An 18635-nucleotide genomic window follows, 5' to 3' on the forward strand; every position below is an offset into this window, starting at 1 on the left:
ACAAAATCTATAACTATTTAATTCTCAAATTTATTTAATTTTAAGAGAATTTAGTATGTTAAAAAAAATTTTAAGTATAGAAAATAAAAAGACTGAAAAGGAAATATAGATATTATGACAACAGAAAATACGGATACCATTTTAATAAAACGAGAAGTAAGTATAAAAATATTGGGAACAAGCGATGTTCATGGTAGAGTGCTTGCTTGGAACTATGCAGCTGATGAAGAGGATAGGTCAGGCTCTTATGCACAGATTTCAACATTGGTGAAAAAAATTAGAAAAAAGAATAAAAATGTGATTTTGGTTGAAGTTGGGGATGCGATTCAAGATAATTGGATAGAAAAATTTGCAATGGCTTCAAAACATCCCATCCCAGAAATACTAAATTACATAGGTTATGATATTTTTGTACCGGGAAATCATGAGTTTAACTTTGGAATGCCAACTTTATCAAATATATTGCGAGATATGAAATTTAAAAAACTGACTGCTAATTTGTATTACAATGAAAACGCTGAAAATGATACCAATTTTTCAAAAGATAAAAGCAGATATTTAGATGCTTCTACGATTATTGAAAAGGATGGTGTGAAGATTGGAATTATTGGATTATCAACTCCAATGTCAGCACAATTTGAAGAAGATACTGGCTATTTGAAGGATTTTTATTTTGTGTCGCCTATAAAGGAAACTCAAAAACAAGTAAAAAGACTTAAAAAGGAAGGTGCAAACGCTATTGTTGTAGTAGCTCATATGGGCATTGAAAATGAAAATGGAATTCCTGAAACTGGAGTAAAGGATTTAGCAAACGCTGTACCTGAAATTGATGTGATTATAGCAGGACATATGCATCAGAATATACCAAAGGAAATAATTAACGGTGTTCTTATTACAGAGCCTCATAGATATGGAACTGTTATTTCAGAAGTAGACCTAAAATTTGAAGTATTGGATGAAAATATTAAATTAATAAGTAAAGATTCTACGACTATTCCTGTAAAAGATGAAGAACCTGATAAAAAAATTGAAGAGATTTATAAACCTTTTCACAATAGACTTTGCAGAATTGCAAATGAAAAAATAGGGAATACGCTAAATGATATGGTTCCCAAAGAAAAATATTATGGTATGTCAGCAGCTTTTGCTAAAGATACAGGACTGTCGTCATTTATAACTGATGTTGAGCTTTATTACAGCGGTGCAGATGTCGTTTCATTTGCATACAATTATGAAAATGTAAAACTGGATAAAGGGGAAATTAAGAGAAAAGACATAGTTTACAACTACCGTTACACAGGTGGAGATGTTACAATTTACGAAATGACTGGAAAACAGTTAAAAGACTATATGGAATGGTCTGCTGACTATTTTGATACAATTAGAACTGGAGATACCGAGTATCACTATAATCCAGAACGTTCTAACGGAAAATATGTAACATTTGATATTTTTGGCGGGGTGAAATATAAAATTGATTTAAGAAATGAAAAAGGCAATAAAATTACCAACCTGATGTTAGTTAATGGAACTAAAATAACGCCTGAAATGAAATTAAAAGTTGGAATGAATGCCTATAGGTTTGAACAGCTGGCTAGAAAAGGCGGTATTTTTGATGGTCAGAAAATCCCAGTCTTATGGGCCTCAAAAGAAATAATTGGAAATATAAAGGGAACCATTCAGAATATGATGATTGACTATATTCGAGATGTAAAAAATGGTGTAATTGATGGAAAGAGTCATAATAACTGGGAAATAATTGGATTATAATTTAGAATTGCTGAAGGAATAGAAATAAAAAATACAAAAATGGAGAACAATTCATGAAAAAATTAACAATAGCATTTTTACTGTTAAGCAGTTTGAGCTTTGCTTACACAAGAAAGGAGCAGATTCAGGAAAATCTTTCAAAAATAGGAATAAAGCAGGCAATAATTGATGAAACGCAAAAAATTGATTATGAAATAAGAGATATTGTGGCTTTTGAAAATGATGAAACTGTAATCGGGGAAAAATTGAATAAACTGCTTGCCATCTTGAAAAAAGATGAGCGAAATTACATTGTATCAGAAGATATTATCACAATTTATGAGTCCAAAATCGGAAAAGATTATGAAAAATATTTAGATTTATTCACAAAATATACTCCTTATGAGTATGAAAAATTATTTGCAAAAATGGTGTATTATCGTGGAATTGGGAAAAAGGATAAAAGCGATAGCTATTATAAAGAAATAGAAAAAAAGTATAATAATACTCCTATTATGGAAATTGTAAAAATATTTAACATCGCAAACGAAGATAATAGACAGATTCAAATAAAAAAAGTTTTAACTTTATTAAAAAGCGAAGATGTAAAAAGACAGGTTGGAATGGCAGATGAAGAAGTACATTCGATGAACTTGACTTACACATTGTCTGAAGTGAGAAAATATTACAATGACGGTAAAATCGAAAAAGCAGTTTCAGAATATATAAACAACATCGTAAATGCCAATGCATCAAATGAAGTTCACGAATATAACCGCCTAAAAGAAACATTGCTATTATTAAATGTTTTGATGATAAATGAAGAAATTACAAATAAAAAATTACGTGAACAAAATAAGCAAAAGTTGGAAAGCACCTATATTTCTAAGGAAATAAAGAAAGCAACTGCAAAAGATGCAGATTATATGGATAAATATTTGAATGAGATGTAGTGAGGAAAATTGAATATGAAAAAAATATTTTTATTTATATGCTTAATCTTGATGTTTGTTTCTTGTGGAAAATTTGATAGAAAGAAATATAGCAAGAAAGATTTAAAAAAATTGGATTTTAATAAAAATTATGATTTTAAGCATAAGGAATCTTTTATGGGAGAATCAGTATATTATGAATGGAATCTTGAATGCATAGAATTAAATTGCAGTATTTCCTATTTAAATGAAGTAAAAAACTATTCAAATAAAATTACTTTAGTTTTAAAAGATTATAAACAAAAAAATAAAATAATGAAACAGATAGTAAATGGAATGAAAAAACCAGATGAAAATGTGATTGTTAGGGATTATTACCCTGAGAGTAAGATTGCAATTTACGATAAAAATGAACATTATTCTTTTGAAACTTCTGTAAAAAATGAAGAATTTTATAAAGTATTAGATAATTTGCTTGGAGAAAATCATGAGAGATTATTGGAAAAATTATAAACAAATTTAAGAAAGGAAATTAAATTTATGAAAAAAATTTTGTTAGTAATGATGTTGATGTTTTCAACGTTTATGTTTGGAAATCCAGAATTTGAAAAAAGTTATGGAGAAAGTATTACAAGCACTTTAAAATTTGGAATGACAAAACAGGAATTTGCTAAAATTATTCAGAAAAAAGCTCTGTCAAATTCACATGATGAAGGCAATTATGCGGTTTATTACTATGCTAATGTAAAAGATCCGCTGGGAATTGAAAGGCAGCTGAATAGTTTTAACTTTGTCGATGGGAGGCTAGTTTCTTCAGTTTTTGACTCACAAACTACCGATGCTGAACATGAACAAATAATAAAAATGTACATAAAAAATCAAAACAGGCTTTCTAAGGAAAAAATGACAAAACTGGAAGCAAAAGGAAGGCTGCTGCTTTATAACAGTAAAAAAACAATAGAAATTGCAAGAATGATGGATCACACTTTTATTACAGTACAAACTGCGGCGCCAAGGGTATTGGAATATAAAATTAGGTCAATAAAACAAAATTAAAGTAAAAACAGAAAAAAGTCTTTTGCCAGACAAGGACAAAATATAGATGGGAATATATCAAAATATGGATTTAGCCGTTAACAGTCCAGCTGTCAGCAGCTAGGAAATTTAAGGAGAAAACTCTTATTTTCAAATTTCTATACTAAAATATAAATAATTAAAAATGAAAAGAACATAAAAATATTTTTATATTATTGAATTTTAATAAATTTTATTAAATTTTTTTGAAAAAATTGAAATTTTGTTTTGAAAATAAGGACACATTGTGATATAATTATAGTTGAGAAATATTATAATAAATAAATTTACGGAGGTAATTAGAAATGACTAGAATTGAAGATATCTATGCAAGAGAGATACTTGATTCAAGAGGAAATCCAACTGTGGAAGTTGAAGTATACTTAGAAGGTGGAGCAATGGGAAGAGCTTCTGTACCATCTGGAGCATCAACTGGAGAACATGAAGCAGTTGAATTAAGAGATGGTGACAAATCTAGATATTTAGGGCAAGGTGTGTTACAAGCAGTAGAAAATGTAAACAAAGTTATTGCTGAACACTTAATCGGATTTGACGCTTTAGACCAAGTAGCTATTGATAAAGCCATGATCGAGTTAGACGGAACACCTAACAAAGGTAAATTAGGAGCTAACGCAATTTTAGGTGTATCATTAGCAGTGGCAAAAGCAGCGGCTAATCAATTAGGTATACCTTTATACAGATATTTAGGTGGAGTAAACGCTAAAGAATTACCAGTACCAATGATGAATATCTTAAATGGTGGATCACATGCTGATTCAGCAGTAGACGTTCAAGAATTCATGGTACAACCTGTAGGAGCTAAAACATACAAAGAAGCATTAAGAATGGGTTCTGAAATTTTCCATCACTTAGGAAAAATCTTAAAAGCAAACGGAGATTCTACTAACGTAGGAAATGAAGGTGGATACGCACCATCTAACATTAATGGAACTGAAGGAGCTTTAGATGTAATTTCTCAAGCTGTAGAAGCTGCTGGATACAAATTAGGAGAAGATGTTACATTCGCAATGGATGCCGCTTCATCAGAATTTGCAACTAAAAATGCAGACGGATCTTATACTTATACATTTAAGAGAGAAGGTGGAGTTGTAAGAAACTCAGATGAAATGGTTGAATGGTACAAACACTTAACTTCTAAATACCCAATCGTATCTATTGAAGACGGACTTGCTGAAGATGACTGGGACGGATTCAAAAAATTAACTGATGCAATCGGAAAAGACGTTCAATTAGTAGGGGATGACTTGTTCGTTACTAACACAGTAAGATTAGAAGAAGGAATCAAAAAAGGAATTGCTAATTCAATTTTAATTAAAGTAAACCAAATTGGTACTTTAACAGAAACATTAGATGCAATTGAAATGGCTAAAAAAGCTGGATATACTGCAGTAGTATCTCATAGATCAGGAGAAACTGAAGATGATACAATTGCTGATATCGCAGTTGCTACAAATGCAGGACAAATTAAAACAGGATCTGCATCAAGAACAGACAGAATGGCTAAATACAACCAATTATTAAGAATCGAAGACGATTTGGCAGAAGAAGCTGTTTACGAAGGTAAAAAAGCATTCTACAACATCAACATTAAATAATAAAATCATAGTTCAGTAAAGTTCTAAATTAAAAATGTCTCTTTTAAAGTAAAAAATAATACATTTAAAAGAGATATTTTTAAATAAAAATTGACAATTATTAATAAATGATATATAATATAAAAGATAATTAAAACAGATAACTAATTTAGGAGGCAAAATAATGAAAAAAGTTGGAATTTTATTTGTACTTTTGAGTGCTTTATCATTCTCAGCTGCTTCTGCAAAATCTTCAAAAACAGCATCAGCTCAAACAGTGGTAGGTAGATTTAATCAGCTTGAAGCAGAATATGAAAGATTAGTAAATATGGAAAATCAAGAGTATAACAAATTAAAAGCAAATGCTGACGCAGCAGCTAGCAAGCTAGCTGAAAAAGAAGCTCAAAAAGCTCAATTGGAAGAAAGAATCTCAAAAGTTGAAGCAGCTTCTGAAACAAAAGCTTTTAAAGCGCAATACGCTGAATTGGCAAAACAATATAAAGCTGTAGCAAAATCTTTAGATACAGAAATCAAATCTTTAAGAGCAACAGTTGAAAATTTCGCAGCTATTGAAGCATTAAAAGGATATTAATTTAAATCAAAATAAATGAAAGGAGATACGAGAATAAATTTAAAAATAAATATCTAGTTCTCGTGGATAAAAAATGAAAAAGAAATTAGCAGTATTATTAGGAGTTTTAGTATTAAGCAGCGTTTCATTCGCAGCACCTGCAAAAGCAGCTAGACCAGCAGGAGGATCAATTGAAAACAGCTTAAACAACTTGGAAAATCAATTAAGCAGATTACAACAAATGGAAGATGCAAAATTCAGAGAACAGGAAGCACAAGCAAATGCAGCTGTTCAAAGATTAAATAACTACACAGCAATGCAAGCAAAAATCGATCAAAGAATTGCTGAAATTGAAGCAAATGCAGAAACTAGCATCTTTGGAAAAGAATTTAAATCAAAAATTGCTGAATACAAAAACTTAAGAAATCAATTAGACAAAGAAATAGCTAGAGAACAACAAGCTATCGATAACTATGAATTAATTAAATCTTTAAGACAGTAATCCTGACTTAATATAAAAAAGATGCTTTTTCAAATTATTTGAAGAGGCATTTTTTTTTGTGATTTAGAAATTATATTTAAGTTTTAGGTTCTTATACTAAACCTTATTTAAATGGGAAATACTGTTAATTTTTAAATTGGATTTAAAAAAGTTTTCTTGATTTGACAAGATTTTCACTCAATATTTATAGAAAAATTATTTAATTGAAGGGAGGAATATGATTGGAAGGAAAAATAAAGTTACGTGGAATGTTATTAGCTAGTTTAGCTTCTAGCCTGTGGGCTATTTCAGGAATTTCTGGTGAAATTCTTTTCAAAAAGTTTAATTTTTCATCAGACTGGCTAGTTTCGACTAGAACATTAATTTCTGGAATTTTACTGTTTTTAATTGTTATTTTTATTGAAAAAAAATCTGTTTTAAAGCCATTGAAAAATAAGAGAGATTGTGCTGGAATAATTTTATTTGGAACAGCGGGAATGTACTTAGTTCAGTATACATATTTTAAGACAATTGAATTAAGTAATGTTTCATTTGCAACAATTTTACAGTTTACCGCACCATTTTTTATATTTATTTATGAATCTATAAAAAATAAAAAAGTTCCAGCTGTTTCAACTGTTATTCTATTGTTTATGACAATTTTAGGAGTTGTATTTATTGCGACTAAAGGAAACTTTTCAAATTTGTCAGTTTCACTAGAAGCGTTGCTGCTAGGAGTAATTTCAGCAATTATGATAGCTTTTTATTCAACATATCCAAAAAAACTTTTGAAAAAATATGGAAGTATTACAGTAGTTGGATGGGGAATGATAATAGGTAGCATAATTTCAAATGTTATTCACCCTATTTGGAAAATTGAAGGAAATGTAAATGCAAAATCAATGATACAGGTAATAATCGTTGTAATTTTAGGAACTTCCATAGCCTATTTAATTTACATTGCAAGCCTAAATTATATTTCCTCTTCCCTTGCAGGAATTTTAACTGCTTTTGAGCCTGTACTTGCAGCGATATTATCAGTTGCTATTTTTGGATTAAGATTTTCTTTTATTGAAATAGTTGGTTTTGTATTAGTATTTGTCTCAATTTTTATTTTGGAAAAGAGATTGTAGAAATTATTGAATTCTGATAAAAAAATGCTTTGAGGGGAGAATTTTCCCCTCTTTTATTTTATAAGTAAAATTCGATTCAAATAGAATAGTAAAAAATTATAAAACTTGAGGTTTGAGTAGTCTATCGTAATTTGTGAGTAAAGTTTTAAAAAACATTTTGCTATATGAAAATTTCTGAAATTGCAAATAAAGCTGCTTTTCCACTCATTTTTATTCTTCCATCATCTGCTAGAGTGCAATAAAGTGTTCCGTTTCGCTCTGAAGCCTGATAAGCGATTAAATTTTCCTTTTGCAGTTTTGCCATCCAGTAAGGAGCAATATGACAGTGCCCAGAGCCGCAGACAGGATCTTCGTAAATATTTAATTTAGGAGCAAAGGAACGGGAAATACAGTCTATTTTATCAGTTGTATTTTTTATTTTAGAATTTAAAGAATAATTACTATGTTGAGCAGTAATATGCAGTAATAATCCATCAAGTTTTTTAATTTTTTCCGAATCTAAATCTGCACTTAAAATAAACTCTTCATCATCAAATACACACATTAGATCTCGTCCTAGATATGCTTCAATTGGTTTTTTCCCGATTAATTCTACTATTTCATCAGTTATTTCAACTTTTTTCAAATCATAAGCAGGAAAATCAAGCTCATATAAATCTCTATTTTTTCTATTTACAGTCAATTTTCCGCTCAATGTATCAAAAATTACAGTTTTTACACTTCTTTCATAATAATTCATAATTACAAAAGCACAGGCAAGCGTGGCGTGTCCACATAAATCAATTTCACCGCCTGGCGTAAACCAGCGTAATTTATAGTGATTTCCTTCTCCTTTTACTGCAAAGGCTGTTTCGGACAAATTGTTCTCCCTTGCTATTAAAAGCATATTTTCGTCAGAAAGCCATTCGTCTAGAATACAGATTGCGGCTGGATTCCCTGAAAAAACTTTGTCTGTAAAAGCGTCAATTATATATTGCTTCATAATATTGGTTTCCTTTCAAATTAATTTTGTTTATTTTAACAGATTTTAGAATATTTTTCTATAAAATTTTTATTTTGGTTAATATTGCAATTTATGATATTCAAATTTTCTTGTTTTTTCAAAATTAAATTATATTTTATTTTTAGTTAATTTACTTTTCTTAAAATTAATGTTACAATTGATACACATAAAAATATTACAATTGAAAATTAATTTTGAAAGGAATAAAAAATATATGAGAAAAAACAAGTTTTTAACAGCAGTATGTATGTTATCTGCTTTTGTAGGTTCAAATCTACATGCGAAAACATCAAAAACTAAAAAAGTTGACAAATCAAAAACGTCTCACAAACCTGTAAAAAATAGAAAGAGTCACAGTGGAAACAATACTGGAATTTATGCTGTTTCTTCAAAAAATAAAAATGAACTTATTGAAACAAAAATGTCAGAATTAAGACAAAGACATACTAAAGCCATGGCTTCAGGTTCGACTCAAGAGAGAAAGAAAGCGGCTGTAGAAAGAAAGCTTTTAACTTCATACAGCAAATGGAGGGGGACAAGGTATGCTTTGGGAGGAGATTCTAAAAGTGGAATTGACTGTTCAGCCTTAACACGTAGAGTTTACCGTGAAGCTTTTAACAAGGAACTTCCAAGAGTTTCACAACAGCAGATAAAGCAGGGGACAAGAGTTTCTGCGAAAAACTTGAAATCAGGAGACATCGTTTATTTCAGACCTGGTAACAGAACAAGCCATACAGCTGTTTATGTTGGAAATTCATTGTTCATAAATGCTTCATCTTCAAAAGGCGTAGTAATGTCCTCGTTAAAAAGCCCATATTGGAGAAAATATTTTAAGTACGGAGTAAGAGCTCATAATGCATAAATAAGGAAGTGAGGGTTTATGAAATTAACTGGAAAATTAGTGATACTTTTAACAGGAGCATTGTTATTTGGATTCTCATTAAATGGAATTTCGGCAAGTAAACATAAAATAACTAAAAGAAAATATCCTGTGATAAAAATTAAACGTAAAGCCATTTATTCTCAGAAATTTAAATGCAGCAAAAAAGAATATACTGTAAATTATATTACGAATGATAAGATTCAATTGGTAGAAGTGTCAACCAATGCTAAACTTGTAATGGATCAGGTCGTGGCTGCCAGCGGATCCAGATACAGCGATGGAAAGAATACCGATATTCATATAAAGGGCAATGAGGCGATACTTACACGAAACGGAAACAGTATTTTTTGTGAAGGTTTAAAATAAATTGCAGGTGTATAAAAAATTAAATAAAATAAGGAATTATTTCTTCTAAGCAAAAAGAGACAATTCCTTTTTTATTTTGATGCAAATGTTTATTTTTTATACTACTTCTCATTTAAATAGTGAATGCTTAATAGTAGTTTTTACTATCTTTATTTTGTAGAATTGTTCATTGCCGCAAATTCTTATCTTGCAGCAAAGGTATATAGTGATATTTAAAATTATATTTTATTTTTTAGAGATTAAAAATTATAAGTCATTTTCTCTTAAATATTCTTCCACATCAAGCCCTGCAATGGCTCCGCTTCCTGCCGCGATAATTGCCTGCTGGTATCTGCCATCTTGAACATCTCCTGCTGCAAAGATTCCAGAAGTGCTTGTTTTGGAAGATTTTCCTTTTGTTACAATATAGCCTCTTTCGTCAATCTCTACTTTCCCTTCAAGAAATTTTGTATTTGGAGTTCTTCCGATTGCTACAAAAATTCCATCTGCTGTTAAAGTTTCAGTTTCGCCTGTTTTGTTATTTATAAGCTCTATTCCTGTAACTTTTTCATCAGCCAGTACTTTTTTTGGAGTGTAGTCTAGTTTCCATTCGATTTTGCTGTTGTCTTTTGCTCTTTTTTGCATAATTGCTGAAGCGCGTAACGTATCTCTTCTGTGAATAACTGTAACTTTGCTGGCAAATTTTGTTAAAAAGACAGCTTCTTCCATCGCAGTATCTCCACCGCCAATTACAACAACATCTTTTCCACGGTAGAAAAATCCATCACAAGTGGCACATGCACTAACTCCTCTTCCGATATTTTCCTTTTCGTTTTCAATTCCAAGATACTTTGCACTCGCTCCTGTTGATAAAATTATTGTTTTTGCTTCTATAATATTTCCATTATCCAAATGTAATTTAAATGTTTTTTTGCCATTATTTTCAATACTTTCGATGTCTTTTACAACAGCCTGTAAAAATTCTGTTCCAAAATTTTTGGATTGAGCCTTTATGTCTTCTATTAGCTGTGGACCTGAAATTCCTTGTGGAAATCCTGGAAAGTTTTCAACTTCCGTTGTTGTTGTCAATTGACCACCTGGCTCCATTCCGTTTATAATTATATTTTTTAATCCTGCACGGCTTAAATAAATTGCGGCTGTCAGTCCAGCTGGACCTGAACCTATAATTACTGAATCATACATATTTTTCATCATTCCTTTTTTAGTCATTTTTTATAAATTATGATTAAGAGATCATAATCACAAAGTTTCTTCTTTAATATTAAAGTCTAGCAAAATTGAAAAAACAATCGCTAGACTTTTTCTATAAATAAATATATCTTTAAATAACGTATTTTTTATTTTATAATACTTGGTTTACTTCTTCATAAAGTGATTCTTTTGAGTGTAATCCAACTAATTTTTTAACAGGTTTTCCATCTTTGAATAAGATTAATGTAGGAATACTTTGGATTCCAAAAGATTGCGCCAATTCCAATTCTTCATCTACATTTACTTTTCCAATTGTAGCTTTTCCTTCCATTTCACTTGAAAATTCTTCAATGATAGGAAGCTGCATTTTACAAGGTCCACACCATTCTGCCCAGAAATCTACTAGAGCTACTCCATTTGCAATGCTTTTTTCAAAATTATCTTTGTTTAAATTTAATGCCATTTTACATCAACCTCTTTCTTTAGTCAATTTTATTAAGTTTATAATTTATAGTTCATTTTTTTTAAAAATTGTGTTATACTATTAGAAAATCAACTATTCAATTAAGTAATTGAATACTATCATATTTAAAATAAATTGTCAATACTTTTATTATAAAATTTTGAAAATATATCAAAATTTAATATCCAGCTAGTCAAGGTTAAGTGAATTTGCAGATTAAAATAATAATTTTTAAGTTTGGTTTTAAAGAGGTTTAGTATAAATAAAGAAAGTAAAAAGGAGCTGAATTAAATGGATAAAATATGTCAAAATTATAAAAATAGCTTATATTCAGGATTGTCAAAAATAGGAAAATGCCTGTCCAGTGAAAAAAGAATCGAAATATTGGATTTGCTAGTTCAAGGGGCAAAAACTGTAGAGAGCATTTCAAATGAAACGGGAATGAGCATTGCAAACACTTCAAGACATTTACAAATTTTAAAGGATGGAAACTTAGTTATTAGCGAAAAAAAGGGGAATTATGTTGTTTATGAAATCGCAAATACACAAATAATTGACTTGGTGTATCTTCTGATTGGGGTAGGAGAGCAGCAGCTGGCAGATATTCAGCGGATACACAATGAATTTAATGACAGCTGCATGAAAATCCGTCCAATTACTTTGGAGCAGGCTTACGAAATGGTAAAAAGTAAAGAAACTTTAATAATAGATTTACGTCCAGAAGATGAATTTAATTCAAGCCATATAGAAAACGCAATAAATATTCCAATGAAAAATCTTGAAGAAAATCTGAAAAAATTGCCTAAAAACAAGGAAATAATTGTTTACTGCAGAGGGCGGAACTGTGCCTATGCGAATCTTGCTTCCAAATTTTTGAATGATAATGGATTTCATGCTTACAGCTTGAATCAAAGTTATTATGATTGGAAAAAATATGATAATTTTTGAGTTTGATTTTAAAAATAAGAAAGAGACTATTTCAAAAAAAATTCTGAGACAGTCTCTATTTTTTTAATATTTAAATTTTACATTTGAAGATTCAGGTCTTCCAACTGATTTTTTCTCTTTAACATAGTTTATAAATGCTGTTTCAACACCTAAATGTGTATTTACACCTTCTCTTCCAGGAGTTGAAGTAATTTTACCAAAAGTTGTATATCCGTCTTTTCCTGCCGCAACATATGAATTTGTTCCTACAGTATAAGTTTTTCCTGCATCAATTGGAACCCATTTATTTGTTTTTGCATCAAGTACTTCCACTTTTTTAACTCTTGTTCCAAGACTTCCTGCCTTAGTTGCCTCAAATCTTATTGCAGCTCCATAAGGGAATGCTCCTGAAGATCCTCCGTCAAGAGCAAAATTCAATGAATCTTCGATTACTTGCTTTATTTCTGCACCATTCATTTTCAGGATATAGATTGTATTGGAAGTAAATGGAAGGAGTGTATATGCATCATCATATGAAATTTTTCCTGGAGTTAAAGATATTCTTGTTCCTCCTGAATTCATTATTACCATATCAATATTACCTGTTCCCATATTTTTAAGCATATGCAGAACTGTTTCAGATACAAGTGTTGTAGCTAAAGATCCCTCAGGATTTTTATCATTAGGAATTCTGTTTGCTGATCCACCAGGAATTTCCTGTGTTATATTTCCTATTTCCTTTTTACCAAGCTCATTCTTTTCCTTTTTATATCTTTCAAGAACTTTCTGTGCAGTTGGATCTTCTTTTACAAATTTTATATCTTTACGGCTGTTTACATATTTGATAATATCTTCTCTTTCTTTTCCTTGAAGTTCGCTTTTTTCACCTTTATCATTTTTAACTTCAAATGAGCTATCACCAATAACTATTGTAGGCTCTGCTTTTAGTTCAGTTATTACACCTTTATCATTAAATTTAACCTTCATATTTCCTACCAGATGAGAGTAGCTCCATGCTTCTGCAACATATACAGGTTCTCCTGCTGGAGACATTATTTTTTTAGGATATTCTGCAACAGGTTTTAATCCATATTCTGTATAACTTTCTCCCAATAGATAGTGAGTGTCTCCCGTAATAATAACATCTATTCCAGAAACTTTTTCAGCGATTTCAAGATTTTTTTCGTATCCTGCATGTGATAAGAAAATTATCTTATTAAGTCCTTTGGCTTGAAGTTCTGCTACCATTTTTTTAGCTGTTTCAACTTCATCATGGAATTTTATATCTTTTCCTGGACTTGAAGATTCGACGGTTTTTCCTACTACGTCTAATCCTACAATGGCAACATCTTGTCCATCTATTTTTCTAATTACATAAGGAGTCCATTTTCCCTCCAGTATGCTTCCCTTATCAGGAACAACATTCGCTGAAACTACTGGTACTTTTAATTCATCAAGAAAGTTTTTTAAGACAGTATTACCATCATCAAATTCATGATTTCCCAAAGCAAATAAATCAAAATGTCCTACATTCATAAGTGCCGCATCAGCTTTTCCTTTAAACAAAGTATAATACAATGTTCCAGAAAGAGCATCTCCTGCGTGCAATACTAGGCTATTTTTACTGGATTTTTTTAAATCTGCGATTCTTTGAATCATTCTTGGCATTCCACCAACGTTGACAGTAACTTTTTTCCCATTAAGAACTAAGTCCATTTTTTCTTCTTCAAGATGTGAATGGTGATCATTAATGTGTATTAAATTCAGCTCCAATGTTTTAGCAGAAAGTTTGCTTTTTGAAGCAGTTTTTTTTCTAGTTGCTCCCATAGCTGATATGCTTATAGCTGCAGCGAGTCCTAATAAAATTAATTTTTTCATATTTCCTCCTCAAAATTTTTTATTTTTCAATATGATTATATCCTGACTTTAAAAAAAATCAAGAATAATTTAATATTTTTAAGTATATTCAAACTTCTTGAAAATTGAATCGGTAAAAATTAAACAAACTTAGGGATTGAGTAAATAATAACTTTCAAATTCAGCTTTAAAGCAGCTTTATTATAATTTATTTATCTAAATAATTTTCTCTTATTAAATCAAAATATTTATTTAATGATGCAGAACCAAAATCGTTTAGCCATTCCTGCTTTGGAATTGTGCAGTATTTGGAATAATATTTTGTGGTAACATTTATAGGATTTGTTTCGTTTACAAATAAACCTTCTTCCTGTATTATTCTTCCATAAGTGCTTAAAGACGAATTAAATGTATCTATCATTTTCGTATGTTTATTGTCTTCGTGAAATGAACGAAGTAATACCTGTTTTATAATAAACCTGCACCGAAAGTCTCCTGGAAATATTTCTGGAACATTTTTAAAAGTGTAGTCAAATTTCTTATCTGTAAACGGATCTTTTATATTTCCAAACGAAACTATACTCACCATTAAAAATAAATACACTGCCACTTTTTTCATAAATAACCATCCTTTCTTTTTTATTCAAAAAACTATATTCAACTCATTAAAATAGAATTTTGTATGATGTGTTCATAACTTTTGAATTTAGTTTTAAAATGTTATCATTATATTATAACCTGATTTTAAAAAAATGCACATAAATTTTTTGAAATTAAAAAAAATATACTAAAAATATATATTTCTAAAATAAAGGCGTTTATTTTTTAGATAATTAGAAAAAAGGCAAAAAATAGCATAAATTGATAAAAGAATCAAAATATTTTGATATTTTTACAAATTACATGCTAAAAAGTGCAAAAAAATGCTTGACTTTGTGAAAATTAAAGTTATAATATTAAAAAGGAATTATGTGAAACTAATTGAAACTAAAAATAATGTTTGGTTAGAAAATAAAAATAGTTGAAAATAATAGATAACTGTTTTAAAATAGATAGAAAATTTTAATAGTGTGGCACAAAATATAGAAGTTATATAAATTTTAGAGCAGTTTGAAAAATTTAATATTATAATTTTATTTGGAGGATGTTATGAACAAGAACAAGAAAGAAAATCAGATTTTTCTTACGTTGCAGACAATAGGAAGAGCGTTCTTCCTGCCAGTTTCGATTTTACCAGTTGCTGGATTATTGCTGGGTTTAGGTGCCTCATTTACAAATCCTAAGACAATAGCATTTTATCATTTAGATGGATTGCTTGCACAAGGGACACCTATGAATTATGTCCTTACTGTGATGAATAACGTTGGACTTGCAGTATTTGCTAATTTGCCTTTGATATTTGCGATGGCAGTAGCATTGGGAATGGCGAAAAAAGAAAAAGGAGTTGCGGTGCTCTCTTCTGGACTTTCGTTTATAATAATGCACACGACTATTAAAACGTTATTGGTATTTAGTGGCAAAATTTTGCCAGATGGAACTGTTTCGGAAAAAGTGCTGGATGGTGCGATAAGTTCCGTGCTTGGGATACAAACGCTTGAAATGGGAGTGTTTGGAGGAATTGTAGTAGGACTTGGAGTTGCATTTCTGCATAATAGATTTTATAAGACAAAACTTCCTGCGGCAATATCATTTTTTTCAGGAGTTAGATTTGTGCCGATTATATGTACGTTTGCTTATATTGTTGTAGGATTTATTTCCTTTGCGATTTGGCCAGTTATTCAACAGGGAATATTCTCAATTGGAAGAGTTGTAACAGGTTCGGGGGACATTGGAATATTTATTTTTGGATTTATGGAAAGAATATTGATACCTTTTGGACTTCATCACATCTGGTACATTCCATTCTGGCAAACAGGGCTGGGTGGAAGTGCAATGATAGACGGAACAATGGTTTCAGGGGCACAGAACATATTCTTTGCAGAATTGGTATCGCCAAATACTACACGTTTTAGCATAGACGCGGCTAAATTTATGACAGGGAAGTATTCATTTATGATGGGTGGACTTCCAGGAGCAGCTCTTGCAATGTACCATTGTGCAAAACCAAATAAAAAGAAAATAGTTGGAGGATTGCTGCTTTCAGCAGCTTTAACAAGTTTTCTTACAGGGATTACGGAGCCTATTGAATTTACATTTTTATTCGTAGCACCTTTTGTATTTGTTGTTCATTGTATTTTTGCGGGAATTTCATTTGCACTTATGAGAATACTTGATATAGCGATAGGAACAACGTTTTCATGTGGATTAATAGACTTCACATTATATGGAATTTTGCCGGGAAGTTCAAAAACGCACTGGATTAGATTATTGCCGATATTTGTAATATATTTTGTACTTTACTATTTCTTCTTTAAATTTGTTATACAAAAATGGAATTTAAAAACTCCAGGAAGAGAAGACGATGATGAAGATACGAAATTATATACAAAAGATGATTATAATACTATGAGAGATAGTAGAAAACAAGGAGCAATAACGGAAGACACAGTTTCACAAGCAATTATAGATGGACTTGGAGGACTTGATAATTTTGGTGATGTTACGTGCTGTGCAACCAGACTGAGAATGCGTGTAAATAATATGGATTTAGTAAATGAAGCGGCATTAAAGCGTACAGGAGCAATGGGAGTTATCAAAAAAGGCAGTGGAATTCAAGTTGTATACGGACCAACTGTGTCAGTTATTAAAAGTAATTTGACAGAATATATTGAAAAAATAAAAGAACACGGTATGGAAGCTTCATTTGCAGAAGAAAAATCAGGAAGAAATATAGATTTGAATGTTTTGAACTTGAGTGAAGACAGTGTGAATGAAAATTATGAATCGTTAGAGGCAATAAATCAGATAATTGCTCCATATAAAGGTAAAATCTATGATATTGAAAACATTAGTGACAAAATTTTTAATACAAAAGTTCTTGGAGATGGTTTTGCGATAGAAATTGAAGGCGATGAAATAATCGCTCCAACTGACGGAACAGTAGTAAATGTTTATACAACAGAACATGCCTTTATTATACAGGATAAATTTGGACATAATATTTTGATACATGTTGGACTTGGAACATCTGGATTAAATGGCGAGGGTATAAAATTATTTAAGAAAATAGGAGATACAGTTAAAAAAGGCGAAAAAATTGGTACATTAGATAGAAATGCGATAACAAAAGCAGGAATTTCATTAATTTCACCTGTAACTTTCTTAAATGTAGACAAGGCAAAATATGGTATAAAAGTTGAAAAAGCTGGAAATGTGAAAGCTGGAGAAGAAACAGTTATATTTATAACTAAAAAATAATCAGTTCAATTAAACCTCTATAATAATATAGAGGTTTTTATATACATTATTGAATTGTAGTCCGTAATAATTTTAGTGGATATTAATTAAAATTTATAAAAAGTTTTTCTTGAAAAATTTTCTAATATTCGATAGAATAAAAAATAACATAAAGATTGGATATGATAAAATGCTGAAAAATGAAAGACAAGATATAATTTTAATGAAACTTAATAACAAAGGTAAAGTTGTAGTTGGAGAACTTGCGATTGATTTGTCGGTTTCTGAAGATACGATAAGAAGAGATCTCGCTGAAATGGATTCAAAGGGACTGTTAAAAAGAGTTTTTGGAGGAGCATTGCCTTTAAACAGATATGCTTTGAACTACACAGAAAGGGAAAATTTTGAGCCTGAATTAAAATACGAACTGGCATTGAAAGGAGTAAAACTTCTAAAAGATGGCCAATTAGTGGCAATAGACGGAAGTACTACAAATTTGCAGCTTGCAAGGGCAATTCCTGTAAATTTATCATTAACAGTAATTACAAACAGCCTTACTATAGCAAGTGAACTTTCTAATCATAAAAATATAGAAATAATAATGGTTGGAGGGAATTTGTTTCAAAAGATTATGACCAATGTGGGAGATTTGGCGGTGGAGCAGATAAAGGAATATTATCCAGATATTTGTTTTATGGGAGCCTATGCAATTCATCCAGTTATGGGAATAACAAGCCCTTATGAAAAGGAAGTCAGTGTAAAACGTCAGTTTATAAAGTCTTCAAGCAGAGTTGTGACGTTAATTATACCAAATAAATTTAATGTAATAATGCCTTATAAAGTATGTGATATGGTAGATGTTACAACAATTATAACAGATAAGAGCGTATCAGAAGAGATACTGAAAGAGTATGAAAAAATAGGAATTGAATGCATTTAACTGAGAGGCTGATGCCTCTTTTAAAATTATCAAATATATCAGTAAATACCTAAAAAATATGAATTTAATTTCCTTATAAAAAATAAAAAAATACAAGAAGCCTAAAATTACTAGCTTCTTGTATAGAGAAAACT

18 protein-coding genes are annotated in these 18635 nt (G+C 30.2%); 13 read left to right on the forward strand and 5 right to left on the reverse strand.

What is annotated here, in order from left to right:
* The first annotated feature begins 114 nt into the window (after window positions 1-114).
* From FVE77_RS01405 to FVE77_RS01440, 8 genes are all read left to right on the forward strand, one after another.
* On the forward strand, window positions 115-1770 hold the full coding sequence (locus FVE77_RS01405) for a bifunctional metallophosphatase/5'-nucleotidase (protein ID WP_026745221.1): 1656 nt from the start codon (window positions 115-117) through the stop codon (window positions 1768-1770).
* 53 nt (window positions 1771-1823) lie between these two features.
* Window positions 1824-2702 carry a hypothetical protein gene (locus FVE77_RS01410; RefSeq protein WP_026745222.1) on the forward strand — a complete coding sequence of 293 codons (879 nt, stop codon included), beginning with the start codon at window positions 1824-1826 and terminating at the stop codon, window positions 2700-2702.
* 15 nt (window positions 2703-2717) lie between these two features.
* Window positions 2718-3194, forward strand: coding sequence for a hypothetical protein (locus FVE77_RS01415; RefSeq protein ID WP_026745223.1), 477 nt, complete (start codon window positions 2718-2720; stop codon window positions 3192-3194).
* 27 nt (window positions 3195-3221) lie between these two features.
* The gene (locus FVE77_RS01420) at window positions 3222-3737 is read left to right on the forward strand and encodes a hypothetical protein (RefSeq protein ID WP_026745224.1); all 516 of its coding nucleotides are present in this window, start codon (window positions 3222-3224) and stop codon (window positions 3735-3737) included.
* Window positions 3738-4060: 323 nt separating this feature from the next.
* Window positions 4061-5371, forward strand: coding sequence for a phosphopyruvate hydratase (gene eno / locus FVE77_RS01425; protein ID WP_026745225.1), 1311 nt, complete (start codon window positions 4061-4063; stop codon window positions 5369-5371).
* 163 nt (window positions 5372-5534) lie between these two features.
* Window positions 5535-5942 (forward strand): adhesion protein FadA, encoded by a 408-nt coding sequence (locus FVE77_RS01430; protein WP_006805725.1) that lies wholly within the window; start codon window positions 5535-5537, stop codon window positions 5940-5942.
* Between the two features lie 73 nt (window positions 5943-6015).
* Window positions 6016-6423: an adhesion protein FadA gene (locus FVE77_RS01435; protein ID WP_006805726.1), complete on the forward strand. Its 408-nt coding sequence runs from the start codon at window positions 6016-6018 to the stop codon at window positions 6421-6423.
* Window positions 6424-6644: 221 nt separating this feature from the next.
* A complete protein-coding gene (locus tag FVE77_RS01440) occupies window positions 6645-7535 on the forward strand; it encodes a DMT family transporter (protein ID WP_026745226.1) in 891 nt (296 codons plus the stop codon).
* A 160-nt stretch (window positions 7536-7695) separates the two neighbouring features.
* Here the strand turns inward: FVE77_RS01440 and FVE77_RS01445 are convergent, their stop codons facing one another.
* Window positions 7696-8517 (reverse strand): PhzF family phenazine biosynthesis protein, encoded by an 822-nt coding sequence (locus FVE77_RS01445; RefSeq protein WP_026745227.1) that lies wholly within the window; start codon window positions 8515-8517, stop codon window positions 7696-7698.
* Between the two features lie 235 nt (window positions 8518-8752).
* On the opposite strand from FVE77_RS01445, the gene FVE77_RS01450 reads away from it, so the two are divergent.
* Both FVE77_RS01450 and FVE77_RS01455 read left to right on the forward strand, forming a co-directional pair.
* Window positions 8753-9400, forward strand: a complete 648-nt coding sequence (locus FVE77_RS01450) for a C40 family peptidase (protein WP_026745228.1) — start codon at window positions 8753-8755, stop codon at window positions 9398-9400.
* Window positions 9401-9418: 18 nt separating this feature from the next.
* The gene (locus FVE77_RS01455) at window positions 9419-9787 is read left to right on the forward strand and encodes an MliC family protein (RefSeq protein ID WP_051254434.1); all 369 of its coding nucleotides are present in this window, start codon (window positions 9419-9421) and stop codon (window positions 9785-9787) included.
* Window positions 9788-10033: 246 nt separating this feature from the next.
* On the opposite strand, the gene trxB is transcribed toward FVE77_RS01455, so the two are convergent.
* A complete protein-coding gene (gene trxB, locus FVE77_RS01460; protein WP_232052944.1) occupies window positions 10034-10996 on the reverse strand; it encodes a thioredoxin-disulfide reductase in 963 nt (320 codons plus the stop codon).
* 133 nt (window positions 10997-11129) lie between these two features.
* Window positions 11130-11441, reverse strand: coding sequence for a thioredoxin (gene trxA / locus FVE77_RS01465; RefSeq protein ID WP_006805734.1), 312 nt, complete (start codon window positions 11439-11441; stop codon window positions 11130-11132).
* A gap of 291 nt (window positions 11442-11732) precedes the next feature.
* Here trxA and FVE77_RS01470 point away from each other — a divergent pair, with 291 nt between their 5' ends.
* Window positions 11733-12389 (forward strand): metalloregulator ArsR/SmtB family transcription factor, encoded by a 657-nt coding sequence (locus tag FVE77_RS01470; protein ID WP_026745230.1) that lies wholly within the window; start codon window positions 11733-11735, stop codon window positions 12387-12389.
* Between the two features lie 63 nt (window positions 12390-12452).
* Here FVE77_RS01470 and nadN read toward each other — a convergent pair whose 3' ends face one another.
* Window positions 12453-14246, reverse strand: coding sequence for an NAD nucleotidase (gene nadN / locus FVE77_RS01475; RefSeq protein ID WP_026745231.1), 1794 nt, complete (start codon window positions 14244-14246; stop codon window positions 12453-12455).
* A gap of 187 nt (window positions 14247-14433) precedes the next feature.
* Window positions 14434-14844 (reverse strand): hypothetical protein, encoded by a 411-nt coding sequence (locus FVE77_RS01480; RefSeq protein WP_006805737.1) that lies wholly within the window; start codon window positions 14842-14844, stop codon window positions 14434-14436.
* A 530-nt stretch (window positions 14845-15374) separates the two neighbouring features.
* On the opposite strand from FVE77_RS01480, the gene FVE77_RS01485 reads away from it, so the two are divergent.
* Together FVE77_RS01485 and FVE77_RS01490 are read left to right on the forward strand one after the other, a co-directional pair.
* Window positions 15375-17582, forward strand: a complete 2208-nt coding sequence (locus FVE77_RS01485; RefSeq protein ID WP_026745232.1) for a PTS transporter subunit IIABC — start codon at window positions 15375-15377, stop codon at window positions 17580-17582.
* A 169-nt stretch (window positions 17583-17751) separates the two neighbouring features.
* Complete coding sequence (locus tag FVE77_RS01490; protein ID WP_026745233.1) at window positions 17752-18501, forward strand: DeoR/GlpR family DNA-binding transcription regulator; 750 nt, start codon at window positions 17752-17754, stop codon at window positions 18499-18501.
* The last annotated feature ends 134 nt before the right edge of the window (window positions 18502-18635 follow it).

This window comes from Leptotrichia hofstadii, assembly GCF_007990525.1.
In the GTDB taxonomy this organism is placed as follows: Bacteria; Fusobacteriota; Fusobacteriia; order Fusobacteriales; family Leptotrichiaceae; genus Leptotrichia; species Leptotrichia hofstadii.

What these genes read in the sequence shown, in the direction of transcription:
- FVE77_RS01405 (WP_026745221.1), top strand. Translation starts at nt 115, where the DNA reads ATGACAACAGAAAATACGGATACCATTTTAATAAAACGAGAAGTAAGT.
- FVE77_RS01410 (WP_026745222.1), top strand. Translation starts at nt 1,824, where the DNA reads ATGAAAAAATTAACAATAGCATTTTTACTGTTAAGCAGTTTGAGCTTT.
- FVE77_RS01415 (WP_026745223.1), top strand. Translation starts at nt 2,718, where the DNA reads ATGAAAAAAATATTTTTATTTATATGCTTAATCTTGATGTTTGTTTCT.
- FVE77_RS01420 (WP_026745224.1), top strand. Translation starts at nt 3,222, where the DNA reads ATGAAAAAAATTTTGTTAGTAATGATGTTGATGTTTTCAACGTTTATG.
- eno (WP_026745225.1), top strand. Translation starts at nt 4,061, where the DNA reads ATGACTAGAATTGAAGATATCTATGCAAGAGAGATACTTGATTCAAGA.
- FVE77_RS01430 (WP_006805725.1), top strand. Translation starts at nt 5,535, where the DNA reads ATGAAAAAAGTTGGAATTTTATTTGTACTTTTGAGTGCTTTATCATTC.
- FVE77_RS01435 (WP_006805726.1), top strand. Translation starts at nt 6,016, where the DNA reads ATGAAAAAGAAATTAGCAGTATTATTAGGAGTTTTAGTATTAAGCAGC.
- FVE77_RS01445 (WP_026745227.1), bottom strand. Translation starts at nt 8,517, where the DNA reads ATGAAGCAATATATAATTGACGCTTTTACAGACAAAGTTTTTTCAGGG.
- FVE77_RS01450 (WP_026745228.1), top strand. Translation starts at nt 8,753, where the DNA reads ATGAGAAAAAACAAGTTTTTAACAGCAGTATGTATGTTATCTGCTTTT.
- FVE77_RS01455 (WP_051254434.1), top strand. Translation starts at nt 9,419, where the DNA reads ATGAAATTAACTGGAAAATTAGTGATACTTTTAACAGGAGCATTGTTA.
- trxB (WP_232052944.1), bottom strand. Translation starts at nt 10,996, where the DNA reads ATGACTAAAAAAGGAATGATGAAAAATATGTATGATTCAGTAATTATA.
- trxA (WP_006805734.1), bottom strand. Translation starts at nt 11,441, where the DNA reads ATGGCATTAAATTTAAACAAAGATAATTTTGAAAAAAGCATTGCAAAT.
- FVE77_RS01470 (WP_026745230.1), top strand. Translation starts at nt 11,733, where the DNA reads ATGGATAAAATATGTCAAAATTATAAAAATAGCTTATATTCAGGATTG.
- nadN (WP_026745231.1), bottom strand. Translation starts at nt 14,246, where the DNA reads ATGAAAAAATTAATTTTATTAGGACTCGCTGCAGCTATAAGCATATCA.
- FVE77_RS01480 (WP_006805737.1), bottom strand. Translation starts at nt 14,844, where the DNA reads ATGAAAAAAGTGGCAGTGTATTTATTTTTAATGGTGAGTATAGTTTCG.
- FVE77_RS01485 (WP_026745232.1), top strand. Translation starts at nt 15,375, where the DNA reads ATGAACAAGAACAAGAAAGAAAATCAGATTTTTCTTACGTTGCAGACA.
- FVE77_RS01490 (WP_026745233.1), top strand. Translation starts at nt 17,752, where the DNA reads ATGCTGAAAAATGAAAGACAAGATATAATTTTAATGAAACTTAATAAC.